Origin of the sequence: Abyssisolibacter fermentans (assembly GCF_001559865.1) — a bacterium.
In the GTDB taxonomy this organism is placed as follows: Bacteria; Bacillota; Clostridia; order Tissierellales; family MCWD3; genus Abyssisolibacter; species Abyssisolibacter fermentans.
Genome location: NZ_LOHE01000055.1, coordinates 56,042 through 73,191, shown reverse-complemented (window position 1 = coordinate 73,191; position 17,150 = coordinate 56,042). Strand labels below are relative to the sequence as shown.

Here is a 17,150-nt window from a genome sequence, read left to right as displayed (position 1 = left end):
GAATCTCATTCATTAAATGTGTAAGCGATTCATATGAGATATTTCTGCTTAAAAGACGATTGTTTGTTAGATATAGTATTATAATACATAAGAAAAATTTGTATTTATAAACTTAAAAGCTCTAACTTTACAATCGTCTTTTATATATTAGTTAGTTGCAAAACAGTAATTTAAAAATGTGGATAATTTTGAATGCTGAGAGTTTTGCAACTAACTATATCATATATATAAAGGGGGTGGGTATATGAAAGCAAAAAAATTAATACTGGTAGTAGTAGTTGTAGTTATACTTAATTTGATAACTAGTATGAATATATTAGCAATAAAAGAACCTGAGCCTATAGAGCCTCATCCTTGGGATGTAGTAGCAGAATGTTTTTTACAGAAATAAAAAAAATAACACATTTACTTCGTATCTAAAGAATTTTGTTTCAATATTAAACTATATCTATTTCAATACATTTGAAAGATTAAGGAACATAAGATATTCAATAAAATCACAGAATTAAAGTAACTAATTCAAATAGAATAAAACTTGTTTTATAAAGTCTTATCTTACAATTTTAACTTTGTTTGTAAACAAAAAAATCAATTCTTTAACGTATAATGCTATTCAATATTTATTTTTCATTTTTTCTAAAAAAAGAACAAATGGCTTAATATAATATAATTACAATATAATTTTGTAACTAAGGTTTTTCTATTAAACACACTTCACAAAAGTACTGTTATAAACAATTGCAGTACTTTTTTTTTAGCAGGTATTCTAAATACTTTATTTGTATAAAGAGAACACATTTTAAGCTCTATACAAACAATAAATACTAATATTAGAAAAAAATGGTTGACAAGAATTCAAAAAAGCTGTATTATAAAAGTAAATAGAAATGGAATTTGTATTTACTAAATGCACAAAAAACAAACAACATTCATTTACATAAGTTGTTAATTCTCTAGGAGAGGTGGTTCCAATGTATTTATAATTTCAGATTACAATTAAATAATTACGGATGTTATTTGGTTAAATGTATGACGGAAATTATAAAAAATAAAAAAATAAGGAGGAAAAAAATGTTTAGTAGAAGAGTATTATCGATTTTAATGTGTGTTTTAGTTTTTTTGTCACTTAGTTCATATGGTTTAGCAAATGATAAGACTGAAAAAGAAGAAATAATAAGGCTTTTTGATGCTGATGGAGATAAGTTAACAGAGAATCTTTTTAGTGTAATGGAAGAAGTTAGTGCTGATGAATTAATACCTGTTATAGTAGTGTATAAAGAAAATCAATTTAAAGCTGCTAATAATGAGGTTTCAACTTTAATGAAAGAAAATAAAGTAAAACATGCTTTTAAAAATATCCCTGCAGTAGCACTTAGTTTAAGTAAAGAAAAAATTGAAGAACTCAAAAAGTCAGATATGGTTGAGCATATTGAATATGATGAAGAAGTAAAAATTTGTTTAGATGATGCTAATTACTGGTTTGGTACAGAAAAAGCAAGAAACGATTTTGGTATTGATGGAAATAAAGATGGAAGCAGTAGCTATTCTAAAAATGATGTAGTAGTAGCTGTAATTGATACTGGAATAGATGCAAGTCATGTTGATTTAGACGGTGGAAAAGTAATTGGTTGGAAAGATTTTGTTAATAATCAGACTACACCTTATGATGACAATAGTCATGGTACTCATTGTGCTGGTATCGTAGCAGGTGAAGGACAAGGAAATGCTAATTATAAAGGAGTTGCACCTGGTGCAGCGCTAGTAGGTGTTAAAGTTCTTGATAGTAACGGTTCAGGAAGTATGAGTGATGTAACAGCTGGCATAGATTGGTGTATAACTAATAAAAATGCATATGGTATAGATGTAATAAGTATGAGTCTTGGTACATCAGGCAGCTCTGATGGAACAGATTCAACATCTTTAGCAGTAAACAATGCTGTTAATGCTGGAATCACTGTAGCTGTAGCAGCTGGAAACTCTGGACCTAAAAAATATACTATAGGTTCTCCAGGGGCAGCTACAGGAGCTATAACCGTTGCTAATATGATTGACGTAGGAGAAAAAGGTTTTGCATTAATATATCATTCTAGTAGAGGACCAACTGCAGATGATAGAATTAAACCAGATATAGCAGCACCAGGAACAAATATAAGTGCTCCATATGCTAACAGTACTAATGACTATATTTCATATACTGGTACAAGTATGGCAACTCCATTTACTGCAGGAACTATTGCATTAATGCTAGATGCTGACTCAAGCTTAACACCAGCTCAAATTAGAAATATTATTACATCTACAGCAATAGACTGGGGTAAATCTGGACAAGATACTGAATATGGACATGGTAGATTAGATGCTTATGCAGCAATTAAACAAGCTGGTGGATTTACTGGTAGTAATATTGCAGTACCTGACCATATGCATAAAGCTGAAACATTAGCTGATAGCAGGGAAGATATATGGGAATTTGATGTTGATGACACAAATTATCCTATAGCAATAACATTAATTATACCTGATTGGACATCTTTTTGGTGGTGGGGAACACCTGATTTTGATATAAAATTAATTGCTCCAAATGGTAGTGAAGTAGCTTCTCAAAATAATAGTACTAGACAAAGAACTATCACGTATTACCCTGTTTCTGGTGGTACAGGAACTTATAAAATCAAGATTGAATCTAAAGATGGAAGTGGAGACTATTTCTTTGATTTAAGTTGTAATGGTGGAAATTTAACTCTTACACAAGATCAATAAAATTTTGAAATACACCTGATAGCTGCATGTTAAACAGAAAACAGCTAGGCTCTGTTGATAAGAGCTTAGCTGTTTTCTTGACTATGGTTAAAATGCAAATGCTAACATATTATCGATATAATAAATTTTGTTAATGGTATGAACTAGTTATTTTCTATTAAACTCACTTTAGAAAAGTATTGTTATAATCAATTATAGCATTTTTCTCTTGATATAAACCAAATATTAGGCTATAATTAATACATTAAATACTATTAATAGAAAAAAATGGTTGACAAGAGTCTGGGAAGGTTGTATTATAAAAGTAAATAGAAAACTAAACGAATATTTACTAAATGCACAAAAAATGAATAGTATTCATTTACATAGGTTGTTAATTCTCTGGAAGAGGTGAGTCCAATGTATTTGTAATTTCAGTTCATAATTAGATAATTACAGATGTAGATTTCCTGAAATGAATGTCAGAGATTATAAAAAATAAAAAAAATAAGGAGGAAGAAAATGTTTAGTAAGAGAAGAATATTATCTATTATAATGTGTGTTTTAGTTGTTTTGTCACTTAGTTCATATGGTTTAGCAAATGACAAGACTGAAAAAGAAGAAATTATAAAACTTTTTGATGCTGATGGTGATAAGTTAACAGAGAATCTTTTTAGTGCAATGGAAAAAGTTAATGCTGATGAATTAATACCAGTTATAGTAATTTATAAAGAAAATCAATTAAAAGTTGCTAATAATGAGGTTTCAACTTTAATGAAAGAAAATAAAGTAAAGCATGCTTTTAAAAACATCCCTGCAGTAGCACTTAGTTTAAGTAAAGAACAAATTAAAGAACTCAAAAAGTCAGATATGGTTGAGCGTATAGAATATGATGAAGAAGTTAAAATTTGTTTAGATGATGCTAATAATTGGTTTGGTACTGAAAAAGCAAGAGACGATTTTGGTATTGATGGAAATAAAGATGGAAGCAGTAGCTATTCTAAAGATGATGTAGTAGTAGCTGTAATTGATACTGGAATAGATGCAAGTCATGTTGATTTAGACGGTGGAAAAGTAATTGGTTGGAAAGATTATGTTAATAGTCAAGCTACTCCTTATGATGACAATAGTCATGGTACTCACTGTGCTGGTATCGTAGCAGGTGAAGGACAAGGAAATTCTAATTATAAAGGAGTTGCACCTGGTGCAGCGCTAGTAGGTGTTAAAGTTCTTGATAGTAACGGTTCAGGAAGTATGAGTGATGTAACAGCAGGAATCGATTGGTGTATAACTAATAAAAATGTATATGGAATAGATGTAATAAGTATGAGTCTTGGTACATCAGGCAGTTCTGATGGAACAGATTCAACATCTTTAGCAGTAAACAATGCTGTTAATGCTGGAATTACTGTAGCTGTAGCAGCTGGAAACTCTGGACCTGAAAAATATACTGTAGGTTCTCCAGGGGCAGCTACAGGAGCTATAACTGTTGGTAATATGATTGATGTAGGAGAAAAAGGGTTTGCTTTAATATATCATTCTAGTAGAGGACCAACTGCAGATGATAGAATTAAACCAGATATAGCAGCACCAGGAACAAGTATTATGGCTCCATATGCTAACAGTACTAATGACTATATATCATACACTGGTACAAGTATGGCAACTCCATTTACAGCAGGAACTATTGCCTTAATGTTAGATGCTAATTCTAACTTAACACCAGCTCAAATTAGAAATATTATCACAACTACTGCAATAGACTGGGGTAAACCTGGACAAGATAATGAATATGGACATGGTAGATTAGATGGTTATGCAGCAGTTAAACAAGCTGGTGGATTTACAGGTAGTAATATTGTAGTACCTGATCATATGTATAGAGATGAAAACTTAGCAGCTAGACGTAGTGAAGATATATGGGAATTTAGTGTTAATGGTACAAACTATCCTATAGCAATAACACTAATTATACCTGATTGGGATAGAAGAGTAGATTTTGATATAGTCTTAATTGATCCAAACGGAAGTGAAGTAGCATCTGATAGTGGTAATACAAGACAAAGAACTATTAGGTACTCTCCTGTTCAAAATACTGGAACTTATAAACTAAAAGTTAAATCTTCAAAAGGAAGCGGAGACTATTTCTTTGATCTAAGTTGCAATGGGTCAAATTTAACTCTTACACAAGATCAATAAAATTATAAATACACCTGATAGCTTCTTGTTAATCAGAAAACAGCTAAGCTCTGTAGTAAAGAGCTTAGCTGTTTTTATCTTTTTGAATTCTATAATTTTTTGATTATATTCATGTTGAAATTATTAGCATTATATTATAAACTAGGTAGAGACCTAATTTTGGGAATAATTAATATAAATAAAAAGGAGACGGATATATGAAAGGTTCTTTAAAATGGGTTTTATTAGCAATATGTTCTATAGTTTTTATTATGATAGTTACAGTTAGTACTTATATCTATTTAGAGAGTAAAGATAAAGAAAATATAGCTGATAATAATGCTACAGTAGTTGCTAATAATAATCATGATGTAATAAACCAAAATAAAGAAGCGGCAAAGGCCGTAGTTGATGACGTTAGAAAGCATATTTATAATTTAACAGATGAACAAATAATAGAAGCTATCAATAATGGAAAAGAAGAAAATTATACTGCTAAATTTTTAATAAAACCAACATCAAATAATGGAATTCACTCAATAGCTTCGTCCTATTTACAAACACCAGCTTACAAGATTTCTACATTGTCTAATGTTGAATATTTTCATAATGATAAAACTATAACATTAGATTATGTGAAGAAAAACAAAGAGAATATTTATCCGTTTGAAAAAATTGGTATAATTACATATTTTAAAAACAACAGTGCTAGATTATATGGTGTGATGCTTACGCAGGATGGCAGAGAGATTGCAAATGATAACATTGATTACTATATAGAAGATACTTTTAAAATCGTTGAGTATAATATAGAAGATATCGATTTCGATAAACCGGCAGAATTAACAGTATTTGATAAATATAACAATGATAATTTAGTTAAAGCAACAATTAATTTTGTTAATTATGTTAATTAAAATTCCCCTCATAAACAAGCTTTATGATGTAAATTTGACATAGTGGTGTTAATGTTTTACGATATATTTAAAATAGGTGATTTGATGAAAATTGATAGATTATTAGCTATAATTTTGCATCTTGTAACTCATAAAAAAGTAAAAGCTAAAGATTTAGCTCAAAAGTTTGATGTTTCTGTGAGGACTATATATAGAGATTTAAATGCAATTGAAGCAGCTGGGATACCTATTACAACTTATCAAGGTGTAAATGGTGGAATAGGAATAATTGAGGGTTATAAAATAGATAAGACTGTTTTTACTAAAGAAGACATAAATAATATTCTAATTGCATTAAAAGGCATAAATAGTATATCAAATGATAATAAAATAAAAACATTAATAGATAAAGTAAAATATACTAATACGGCAACGTGTACATTTGAACAAGATGAGATATTGATAGATTTGACAAATTGGTATTGCGATAAAAAAACTATAGAATTTATAGGAGTAATTAAAAAAGCTATACGTGAAAGATTAACTATTGATATCGTTTATAATAAATGGGATAATACAGAGAATAGAAAAATTAATCCTTATACCTTAGTATTAAAAAATACTAATTGGTATGTGTATGCTTATTGTTTCAAAAGACAAGATTTTAGATTATTTAAAATACAACGAATAGAAAAAATATCTTTTACTGATCAGATGTTTATTAGAAAAGAAATACAATTAGATAGGATTAGTTGGGACAATAATAAAATTGAGAAAACAGAAGTAGTAGAAATTTTATTTGATAAATCAATTAAAAATATTGCAATTGATGTGTTTGGTATAGAAAAATGTAAAATAATTGAGGGCGGTAGAGTAAGAGTTGTTACTAATATGAAAATTGATAAATGGATTTATGGTTTTTTGCTTGGATTTGGGAGTGAAATTGAAATAGTTCAACCTGAACACCTAAAACTAGAAATTAAAGATATAGCAAGAAAAATATATGAAAAGTACTTGTAAAGACTTTTATAATTGAATAATTATAAGCTTTATTTACATAATTGTTTGAAATGAAGATTTTGATTAATTTATAAATAAATAAGGGTTAAAAATTTTGTATAATTCAAATTTTTAACCCTTATATAATTTTTATTTTAAATTTTCTCTAAACAAAGGCATACTCATGCATCTTGGACCGCCTCGACCTCTTGAAAGCTCAGAGCTTGGCATTACATGGATTTTAATCCCATGTTCTTGTAGTAAATTATTAGTAACATGATTTCTAGAATAAACTATTACTTCACCTGGAGCTATAGCTAATGTATTAGAACCATCATTCCATTGTTCTCTAGCCGCATCAATTGGGTCTCCACCAGCACATCTAATTAGTGTAACTGAATCTAATCCTAAATGTGTTTTTAATATTTCTTCTAATACAGTTTCTTCTTTAACAATTTTCAATCCATTTTCTGAAGCTGAATCCTTAGTTATAGAGAACACTGTTAGCGGACCTTCAATTTCGGGATGAATTGTAAATTTATCATAATCAACCATTGTAAATACAGTATCTAGGTGCATAAAGGCTCTTTTCTTTGGAATATCAAAAGCTAATATAGTTTCAAAGCCTTCATTACTTGCAAATATTGTAGAGGCAAATCTTTCGATTGCACCAGCATCAGTTCTTTGAGAGATTCCTATAGCTAATACTTTATCATTAAGTATTAATTCATCTCCACCTTCAATAGATAATTCTTGGTTTCTATTATACCATATAGGCACTTTACAATTTTGAAAACGTGGATGGTATTCAAAAATATATTTTGCAAATATGGTTTCTCTATTCCTTGTTTCAGTTCTCATATGATTTAACGTAATACCTGATCCAATAGTTGCGAATGGGTCACGAGTGAAATACAAATTTGGCATAGGATCAAGTACAAATGGATAGTCTGATGTAGTAATATCAGTTAAAGAAACGGTAGCGTAATTTTTTATATCAGTTGTTCTAACTCCAGCCATTAAAGTATCAATTAATTCTTGATTATTGAATTGTGATAAATGATCTAGTAGTTGTTTTTTTAATCCATTTCCTCTTACATTACCTTCTTCAATAAAATTCATCACAAATTCATCTCTTATTTTATGATTTTCTATAGCTTCGGCAGCTAATTTTTCTAAGTATAATACCTCAACCCCATTGCTTCGAAGAATGTCTGCGAAAGCATCATGTTCTTGACGTGCTACCTTCAAATAAGGTATATCATCAAATAATAATCTTTCCATTAGGTTAGGTGTGAGATTTTCTATTTCTTTACCCGGTCTATGAAGTAATACAGTTTTTAATTTTCCTATTTCAGAGTAAACATTTAGTTCTCTGTTTTTGCAGGTCAATTTATTTTCCCCCTTATGAATAAAAAATGTATAAAATCTTAATCAGCTAATATCGGACAAGTGATAAGTCGATTATAACCAGAGTAGATGACTTTGTCAAGTTGATTGAATTGTATAAACATCAATAAGATACATAAATATACAAAATAAATATTAATATATTTCTGTATAATGGAAAAATACCACAATTTCGTAAAAGCGTTTTACAACAAAGCTTATATAATTAATATTTATAAAAATAAAAAAATTTTATTACATTATATGCAATTATCCCTGATTGTTCATATAAACTCCCTATAGTGTGCAGTATAACTCTGGATTAGAATCGAAAGCATAACAGTTGGAATGTCAGTTATTTAATGGACATTTTATAATCAGAAGGATATAATAGAATATTTGATTTTCCATGAATAATCAGGGATTATATGATATAATTTTCAAATGTCATAAAATAAAAACTTACTTCATTATTAAGAAATAAAGGAGAATGGTAATTATATTTAACAAAATTCTTAAATTAAATAGAAGCTTGTAAATACGTTAATTATGTATAAAATATAAATAAATTACGTGATTATACGAATATATAAATATAGTTTTTAATTTGATTGTAACTACTATTAGAAAATATATCTTGTGTATATATGATTATTAGGATATTATATAGTAGGTATTTAATAATTTTTAATATTTTGAGTATTATATTATTAAGACTGTAATGTTCGTAAAAAACAATCTTATTTGTAGTAACTCAGTTTTTCGTAATAAAAGTTAGCTTTAAATGATAAATTATAGTTAGTTATTGAAATATATGAATGATATGATTAATCTGGGTTAAACTATTTATACTTTGAATATTTATTATCATTATAATATTAAAAATAAACAGTAGAAAGGGAAGATGTATGAAGACAACCAAATTTGAGGAATTAACCATATCTGATAAGTTATTACATGGAATAAGAGATATGGGATTTGAAGAAGCTACACCAATTCAAACAAAGGCAATACCTTTTATTTTAGAAGGGAGAGATGTTACTGGGCAAGCTCAAACAGGTACTGGTAAGACTGCCGCATTTGGAATACCTATTTTAGAAAAAATAAATCCAAAAGATAAAAGCGTGCAATGCATGGTAATTTGTCCAACAAGAGAATTAGTTATACAAGTGGCTGAAGAAATTAGAAAGATGGCAAAATATCTACATGATACAAAAGTATTACCAATATATGGTGGACAACCAATTCAAAGACAAATAAATGCATTAAAGAAAAGCCCACAAATCATAATCGGTACTCCTGGAAGAATACAAGATCATATGAGAAGAAGAACACTAAAAGTTGGTAACTTACAAATGGTAGTATTAGATGAAGCTGATGAGATGTTAAACATGGGTTTCAAAGATGATATTGAGACAATATTAAAAGATACACCAGAAAAAAGACAAACTATTTTATTCTCAGCTACGATACCAAAGGCTATATTAGAAATAGCTAAAGAATATCAAAAAAATCCAGAAACAGTAAGAGTGGTACATAAAAAGCTTACAGTACCAAGCATTGAACAGTACTATTTTGAAGTGAAAAGGAACAATAAACTAGAGATATTATCAAGATTGATAGACATTTACAATCCTAAATTAGCTTTAGTATTTTGTAATACTAAAATGAAAGTAGATGAAGTGTCTGATCAGCTTCAGAGTAGAGGATATTTTTCTGATAAATTACATGGTGACATGAAACAAAGACAAAGAGATAGAGTTATGAATTTATTTAGGAATGGAGATATAGAAATACTTGTAGCAACAGATGTCGCAGCTAGAGGTATAGATGTAGATGACGTTGAGATAGTATTTAACTTTGATGTTCCACAAGATGAAGAATACTATGTACACAGAATTGGTAGAACAGGTAGAGCTGGTAGAGAAGGAAAGGCTTTTACATTTGTTTCTGGCAAAGAGGTGTACAAATTAAGAAATATCCAAAAGTATACAAAAACTAAAATAAAGAGAGAAAGAACTCCATCAGTTAGTGATGTAGAAGAAGCTAAAACAAGTACTATTTTAAATCAAATTAAAAATATTATAGAAAATGAAAGTCTAAGAAAAGAAATTAATATAGTTGAAAAAATAGTAGAAGATGATTTTAATACTATAGATGTAGCAGCTTCATTATTGAAAATAGTTATGGGACAGCATAAACAAGAAGAAAAAGAAGAAGAATTAGATTTTGGGGATACTGGAGCAGAACCAGGAATGGTAAGACTGTTTATAAATATTGGTAAGAATCAAAAAGTTAGACCAAAAGATGTTTTGGGTGCAATTGCAGGTGAATCAGGATTACCGGGAGATTTGGTTGGAGCTATAGATATATATGATAAATTTACCTTTGTAGAAGTTCCTAAAATTCATGCTAATAAAGTATTGAATGCTATGAAAGATAATAGGATAAAGGGAAAAACTATAAATATAGAACCAGCAAATAAAAAATAATCACTGATTATTTTAACTCATTCAATATGAGTTCCATTGATAAAAATAATTATTTTTGATGTTAAAGTAGTATGAGTTAACATACGAAATAGGTTTGAATGTTTTTTAGTGTAAGGAATTTTTTAAAAAACATTCAAATTATTTTTTTGTGCTTGAAAGAAATAATATATCATAATATAATATAAATAAAGAAATATTATTTCATAATTTAATGTATTTAATAATAAAGGGAGGTATTATTATGAAAAAATTAAAAATATCAGCATTGCTTGTAGTAGTAGTGATGTTATTCACTAGTTCATTTGGTTTATGTGCTGATAATAACTTAGTAGCTTTTTCTGAAAAACAGCAAACGTTTGTCTCACAGTTTTCTGATCGTTTTCCTGAAGAAAATCCAACTAGTAGAGTTTTAGCTAGAAGTAGAAGAGTATTCAAAGGTTATGAGAATGAAGGTACTATGATGCTTGAAAGTCATGGTGCAACTTATGCAAAAATATACATAAATGGAGAAAAAGTTTCGTTTCCACCTAGTAATTTAAAAAATCAAGAAGCTTTTCAGGTAGATATAAGCAAGTATACTAAAAATGGAGAAAACACTCTTAAAGTATTAGGTGTTAAACCTGAAAACGCATACATTAATGTCAAAATAGGATATCCTACACTTTCATATGCTGATCCTGAAACAGTAGGCTTTGACAAAGATAAACTTAAAAAAATTGACAAATTTATAAATGATGAAGTAAAAAATGGATTTCCAGGAGCAGTTTTACTTGTAGTTAAAGACGGTAAAATAGTTAAAAATACTGCTTATGGATATAAGAAAAAGTATGAACAAGGGGTAACATTAGACAAACCAGAAAAAATGGAAAAAGATACAATGTTTGATTTAGCATCAAATTCAAAAATGTATGCTACTAACTTAGCTATTCAAAAATTAGTTAGTGAAGGTAAAATAGATTTAGAGGAGTATGTAAGTACATATATCCCTGAATTTGCTGGCAATGATAAAGAAAAGATTAAGGTTCGACACTTATTAACACATACTTCAGGTTTTGATTCAACTATTAGATTCTATACAACAGATAAAAAAAGGAACCCATTAGGAGAAGAATTTTATTCACAAGATAAAGAAAAAACATTCGAGTTAATTTGCAAAGCACCTTTAAAAAATGAAATTGGAAAAGTTACAAAGTATAGTGATTTAGGCTTTATGACATTAGGGTTTTTAGTTGAAAAAGTAACTGGTCAGCCATTAGACCAATATGTAGAAGAAAACATCTATCAAGAGTTAGGCTTAGAAAAAACTATGTATAATCCTACTAAAAAAGGTATTAAAAAAGAAGCTTGTGCAGCAACTGAGGTGTTTGGTAATACTAGAGGATATACAAGAGAATTCCCAAATGTAAGAAAATATACATTACAAGGTGAAGTTCATGATGAAAAAGCATTCTATAGCATGGGTGGAGTTTCAGGTCATGCAGGCTTATTCTCAACAAGTGAAGATTTAGCTGTATTATGTCAGCTTGTATTAAATAAAGGCGGATATGGCAACGTAAAAGTCTATGATGCAAATGTAGGAGATCAATTTGCTAAACCATCATACAATAATGATGTATATGGATTAGGTTGGAATAGAGCAGCAAATATGAGTAAAGTATGGATGTTTGGACCATATGCAAGTAATCAAGCTATAGGACATACAGGTTGGACAGGAACATTAACTATAATAGATCCAGAATATGATTTAGCTATAGTTCTTCTTACAAATAAGAAACATTCAACAATTAAAGATGGAAAATTTGCTGGAGATGCTTTCCAAACAGGAGGCTACGGAAGCATAGTTTCAATGGTTTATGAAGCATTTTTAGAAAATCAAAATTAAGATATATTTATATAATTCAAAATATAGCATATAACAATTTCAAACTAAGGCAGGACTATCTTAAATTTTAGGATAGTCCTTGTTTTGTTTGAAGAATCAAGCTTTTTCCATCTTTTATCTTCCTGTAATGTTTATATAAGTATATTATAACAAAAAATCATAAGTGGATTTAATAAAAGAACATATTTAAAAAATTGTATAATACTTATAATCATTGTGATATTATATGTAAGAGGTGATAGTTTGAAAATTTTAGTTGATGCGGATGCATGTCCTGTTAAGAAAGAAATTGTAAGTATTGCAAAAAAACTTGATATTAAAGTTATTATGTATATAGATACTAGCCATACTTTAGATGATTCGTACTCTCAAGTCGTTATTGTTGGTAAAGGAAAAGATGCTGTTGATATTGTACTTGTGAATAATATAACAGAAGGAGATATTGTAGTAACACAGGATTATGGTCTTGCTGCTGTTGTTCTATCAAAAAAAGCAAATGCTATTAATCAAAATGGCAGGATTTATAATGGCAATAATATTGACAGACTTTTATTTGAAAGGTTTCTATCACAAGAAAACAGAAGAGCGGGTAAAAGAGGTGGAAAACATAAAAAGAGAACGAAAGAAAATAATGAAAGATTCAAGATTGCTTTTAGAGATTTATGCTTAGAAGTTATGAATAAAGAAAAATAAAGTGTTAACATGTTTGTATTATATTAGTAATAATTGTATAATATAATTTAGGTTAAATATATTTATTTTTGAAACTCATTTTAAAATGAGTAAGCGGCAAATCAGAAACTCATTCATTGAATGAGTAAGCGATTCACATAAAATCAGAGATTTTAGTTCTCTGCTTAAAATCAGAGATTTTAGTTGTCTGCTTAAAGTCATAGATTTTAGTTTTCTATTTATGTTTTTGATATATGTAAAGATTGGAGATTATTAATGAAATTCAGGAAATTAGTTATTAGTTTAGTTGCAATAGCTGTTTTATATGTATTTTTGTATTTTGAAAATAATTGTATAACTATAAGTGAGCATATTGTTAGTAGTACTAAAATACCTTTAGAATTTGACGGATTTAAAATAATTCATATTTCAGATTTACATAGTAAAGTATTTGGAAAAAATAATGAAATATTGATAAACAAAATAAAAAATGAGAACCCTGATATTGTAGTAATAACTGGTGATTTAATTGATAGAAGAAGATATGATGAAGAAAAAAGCATGACGCTGATTAATGGTTTAAAGAATGAAATACCTATATACTATGTTAATGGAAATCATGAAGGGTGGTCAGGTAAGTTTGACTCTCTAGAAAAGAAACTGATAAATGCAGGAGTTGTTGTACTTCGTAATGAATCATTGGAGATAAAAAAGTGTTCTAGTGATGTAACAATTATAGGTATTGATGATCCTGCTTTTAATGCTATTCAAAACACCAAAGAGAATATTTTAAGAGATATAATTAGAAAAGAATTAAGTTCTTCAATAGAAAAACATGATAAAAATTTTAAAATACTTTTGACGCATAGACCTGAAAATTTTGATATTTATACAGAATACAATATTGATTTAAGTTTAGCGGGACATGCTCATGGTGGACAGGTTCGTATACCATTTATAGGAGGTGTTATTGCGCCAAATCAAGGTTATTTTCCAAAATATTCAGAAGGAATTCATGAAAAAGGTAATTCATTTATGATAGTTTCAAGAGGATTAGGAAATAGCTTAGTACCTCAAAGAATATGGAACAGACCTGAGTTAGTATCAATAATTCTAAAAGTGAAATAAAATAAAAAACAATGTCATCTTTTGTTTAGCAGATTTATATACTAGGTTGTTTTTATTAAAAATTTGATAATAACAAGGAGAAGGTATATGAAAAAATATAAAAATATTTCAAGAGAATTGATGATTATTCTATTACTTGTTACATTAAAATTAAGCATATTTTATAGGTTTATTGATTTTAATACTAATGTATTTGTTGTAGTTTCTGGTGTTTTATTTACTATGACTGTTTTTATGGTTTTTGATTTATTGAAGGAAAAGTATAGAGATTGTTTGTTTATAATATTTTATACTATTTTTTCATTTGTAACATTTGCAGATGTTGTATTTTTTAAATATTTCAATCAGTTGCCTTCTATTGTAGTTTTAAGGCAAATTGGTCAATTAGGTCCAGTAACAAGCAGCGTTAAATATTTATTAAAACCTGTTTATTTTTTATTGCTATTAGATATTCCACTTCTATTTACATATATAATAGTTAAGTATAAGAAAAAAGTTAAAATGTACTATTTTTATAATAATATGAAAAAATCTAAGTATCCCGTGCTTATAATGTGTATAATTTGGTTCTTATTTATAGTAGTTGTGGATAAATCTAGTGAAGAAATAAGCTTAAGAAAACAAGAGGTGTTTACTTATCATGCCAATGATATATTTGTAAGCTTATTTGGAAATGAGGAGAATTTTGATTTAACTCAAGCATTAAAAGGTTCACATAATAATAATAAAAATAATAAATTTAATGGAATTGTAAAAGGTAAAAATTTAATTGTAATACAGGTAGAAAGTCTACAGAATTTTGTTATTGGCAGGCAATATAATAATCAAGAGCTTACACCGAATTTAAATAGATTGATAAATAATGACAGCATCTACTTTAATAGATATTATCAGTTGCTTGGTAGAGGAAATACATCTGATGCCGAATTTACTACTCATAATTCATTATATCCTGCTATGGATGGTCAAACATATACTAAATATGTCAGTAATGATTATTATGGATTACCATGGTTGTTAAAGGATAAAGGATATAATACGATTGCTTTGCATGGTTATAAAGGAGAGTTTTGGAATAGGTTGCAGGCATATCCTAAGCAAGGCTTTGATAAATTTATTGATGCTAAAGGCTATATTTCAAAGAAACCAATAGGCTTTGGAGTAAATGATAAAGAATTTTTGACTCAATCTATACAGTATCTTAAAGAATTAAAAAATCCATATTACGCTTTCTTGATAACGCTTTCCAGTCATCATCCATATGATATGCCAAAGGAGCTTATAAAAATAAAGCTAAATGAAGAACATAAAAATACACTGTTTGGTAGATATCTTCAATCTATAAATTTTGTAGATGAAGCTATTGGGGATTTTATTGAAGCTTTAAAGAAACAAGGGTTGTATGAGGATTCTGTCATTGTAATATATGGAGATCATTTTGGATTATCTTCTATGGACGAAGAAAATAAACTTAATCTTACAAAATATTTAGGGTTTGATTATAATTTTGATGAAATGATGAGAATACCACTTATTATACATATACCAAATTCAGACATAAAGGATAAAATAGATACAGTTGGAAGTCAATTAGATTTCTATCCTACTATGTTAAATTTATTTGGTTTAGATAATAGCAAAGGAATAATGTTAGGGCAAGATTTAATTAATACTAACAAGGGTTTTGTAGCTCAGCAAACATATATGCTTAAAGGATCTTTTATAAAAGATAATATTATTTTTAATATGTCCAGAGATGGTATATTTTCTCACAGCTATGCTTGGAATTATAATGATAAGAGTATAGTAGATACCAATAATTGTAGAGAAGACTACGAAAAAGCTATAAAACAGATAAACTTATCAAACTATATACTAAAAAATAATTTAATAATATCAGATTTAAATCTAAATGACAAAGACTATGAAAATTGCAATGCAAAAAAAGAAAAATTAATAGCACATGCAGGTGGAAGGTTAGATGGTAATACATATACAAATTGTTTGGAAGCCTTAAATAAAAGCTATGATAATCAACATAGACTAATAGAGGTTGATTTTGAATGGACAACAGATGGAAAATTAGTATGTCTTCATAGTTGGGACGGGTTTGTTAAGAAGTTTTTTGGGAAAACGTCAAAAAAATACAGCTATGATGAATTCAAAAACTTTAAAATGATGAACGGATGGCATCAGCTTACTATTGAGGATATAGCCAAGTGGCTAAGAGAACATAAAGATGCTCGTATTGTGACTGATGTAAAAGCAGATAATATTAAAGCCTTAAAAATAATTAAAGAACAATATCCTGATGTATTGGATAATATTATACCTCAGATATATCATATAGAAGAATATATAAAAGTACAGGAATTAGGTTATAAAGATATCATTCTTACACTATACATGTCTAATTATAGTGATGAACAGATAATAGATTTTGTAACAAGACATGATGTTTATGCGATTACAATGCCTATAGACAAAGCTAAGACACAGCTTCCTAAAAAGCTAGATGAAGTAAATGTATTTTCTTATACACATACAGTTAATGAGGTTAGTGAGCTTGAGGAGTTTTATAAGTATGGTATAGATGGGTTTTATACAGATGATATATTGCCTAATCAGATTAAATAATAACATTTAAAGATTGTAACTTATTTAAAGAAGTGATATATATAGTTTAATATAAAAAACAGGATTAAACTTATGATGTTTAATTCTGTTTTTTATATTAAACCAAATTATGGAAAAATAAAATTTACTATGATAAAT

The 17,150-nt window shown here is 28.2% G+C and carries 11 protein-coding genes; 10 read left to right on the top strand and 1 reads right to left on the bottom strand.

The features are described 5' to 3' along the window. Positions 1-244: 244 nt before the first annotated feature. The 5 genes from AYC61_RS21230 to AYC61_RS09410 all read left to right on the top strand — a co-directional run bounded on the left by AYC61_RS21230 (position 245) and on the right by AYC61_RS09410 (position 6,833). A complete protein-coding gene (locus tag AYC61_RS21230; protein ID WP_156456415.1) occupies positions 245-391 on the top strand; it encodes a hypothetical protein in 147 nt (48 codons plus the stop codon). Positions 392-1,071: 680 nt separating this feature from the next. Beyond that, positions 1,072-2,760 carry a S8 family serine peptidase gene (locus AYC61_RS09425; protein WP_066500595.1) on the top strand — a complete coding sequence of 563 codons (1,689 nt, stop codon included), beginning with the start codon at positions 1,072-1,074 and terminating at the stop codon, positions 2,758-2,760. A 501-nt stretch (positions 2,761-3,261) separates the two neighbouring features. After that, the gene (locus AYC61_RS09420) at positions 3,262-4,938 is read left to right on the top strand and encodes a S8 family serine peptidase (protein WP_066500590.1); all 1,677 of its coding nucleotides are present in this window, start codon (positions 3,262-3,264) and stop codon (positions 4,936-4,938) included. A 197-nt stretch (positions 4,939-5,135) separates the two neighbouring features. Beyond that, positions 5,136-5,834: a hypothetical protein gene (locus AYC61_RS09415; RefSeq protein ID WP_066500586.1), complete on the top strand. Its 699-nt coding sequence runs from the start codon at positions 5,136-5,138 to the stop codon at positions 5,832-5,834. A gap of 51 nt (positions 5,835-5,885) precedes the next feature. Beyond that, positions 5,886-6,833 carry a helix-turn-helix transcriptional regulator gene (locus tag AYC61_RS09410; RefSeq protein WP_066500582.1) on the top strand — a complete coding sequence of 316 codons (948 nt, stop codon included), beginning with the start codon at positions 5,886-5,888 and terminating at the stop codon, positions 6,831-6,833. A gap of 129 nt (positions 6,834-6,962) precedes the next feature. Here AYC61_RS09410 and arcA read toward each other — a convergent pair whose 3' ends face one another. Then, positions 6,963-8,204, bottom strand: coding sequence for an arginine deiminase (gene arcA / locus AYC61_RS09405; RefSeq protein ID WP_066500576.1), 1,242 nt, complete (start codon positions 8,202-8,204; stop codon positions 6,963-6,965). 905 nt (positions 8,205-9,109) lie between these two features. Here arcA and AYC61_RS09400 point away from each other — a divergent pair. From AYC61_RS09400 to AYC61_RS09380, 5 genes are all read left to right on the top strand, one after another. After that, on the top strand, positions 9,110-10,693 hold the full coding sequence (locus AYC61_RS09400; protein WP_066500574.1) for a DEAD/DEAH box helicase: 1,584 nt from the start codon (positions 9,110-9,112) through the stop codon (positions 10,691-10,693). A gap of 241 nt (positions 10,694-10,934) precedes the next feature. Continuing rightward, a complete protein-coding gene (gene pbp4b / locus AYC61_RS09395) occupies positions 10,935-12,575 on the top strand; it encodes a penicillin binding protein PBP4B (RefSeq protein WP_066500572.1) in 1,641 nt (546 codons plus the stop codon). 243 nt (positions 12,576-12,818) lie between these two features. Further along, positions 12,819-13,268, top strand: a complete 450-nt coding sequence (locus AYC61_RS09390) for a YaiI/YqxD family protein (protein ID WP_066500568.1) — start codon at positions 12,819-12,821, stop codon at positions 13,266-13,268. Positions 13,269-13,523: 255 nt separating this feature from the next. Then, positions 13,524-14,375 carry a metallophosphoesterase gene (locus tag AYC61_RS09385; RefSeq protein ID WP_066500564.1) on the top strand — a complete coding sequence of 284 codons (852 nt, stop codon included), beginning with the start codon at positions 13,524-13,526 and terminating at the stop codon, positions 14,373-14,375. An 87-nt stretch (positions 14,376-14,462) separates the two neighbouring features. Next, complete coding sequence (locus tag AYC61_RS09380) at positions 14,463-17,012, top strand: sulfatase-like hydrolase/transferase (RefSeq protein WP_066500562.1); 2,550 nt, start codon at positions 14,463-14,465, stop codon at positions 17,010-17,012. Positions 17,013-17,150: the final 138 nt, after the last annotated feature.

Coding starts and splice junctions, on each gene's coding strand:
- AYC61_RS21230 (WP_156456415.1), top strand. CDS start 245: ATGAAAGCAAAAAAATTAATACTGGTAGTAGTAGTTGTAGTTATACTT.
- AYC61_RS09425 (WP_066500595.1), top strand. CDS start 1,072: ATGTTTAGTAGAAGAGTATTATCGATTTTAATGTGTGTTTTAGTTTTT.
- AYC61_RS09420 (WP_066500590.1), top strand. CDS start 3,262: ATGTTTAGTAAGAGAAGAATATTATCTATTATAATGTGTGTTTTAGTT.
- AYC61_RS09415 (WP_066500586.1), top strand. CDS start 5,136: ATGAAAGGTTCTTTAAAATGGGTTTTATTAGCAATATGTTCTATAGTT.
- AYC61_RS09410 (WP_066500582.1), top strand. CDS start 5,886: ATGTTTTACGATATATTTAAAATAGGTGATTTGATGAAAATTGATAGA.
- AYC61_RS09400 (WP_066500574.1), top strand. CDS start 9,110: ATGAAGACAACCAAATTTGAGGAATTAACCATATCTGATAAGTTATTA.
- pbp4b (WP_066500572.1), top strand. CDS start 10,935: ATGAAAAAATTAAAAATATCAGCATTGCTTGTAGTAGTAGTGATGTTA.
- AYC61_RS09385 (WP_066500564.1), top strand. CDS start 13,524: ATGAAATTCAGGAAATTAGTTATTAGTTTAGTTGCAATAGCTGTTTTA.
- AYC61_RS09380 (WP_066500562.1), top strand. CDS start 14,463: ATGAAAAAATATAAAAATATTTCAAGAGAATTGATGATTATTCTATTA.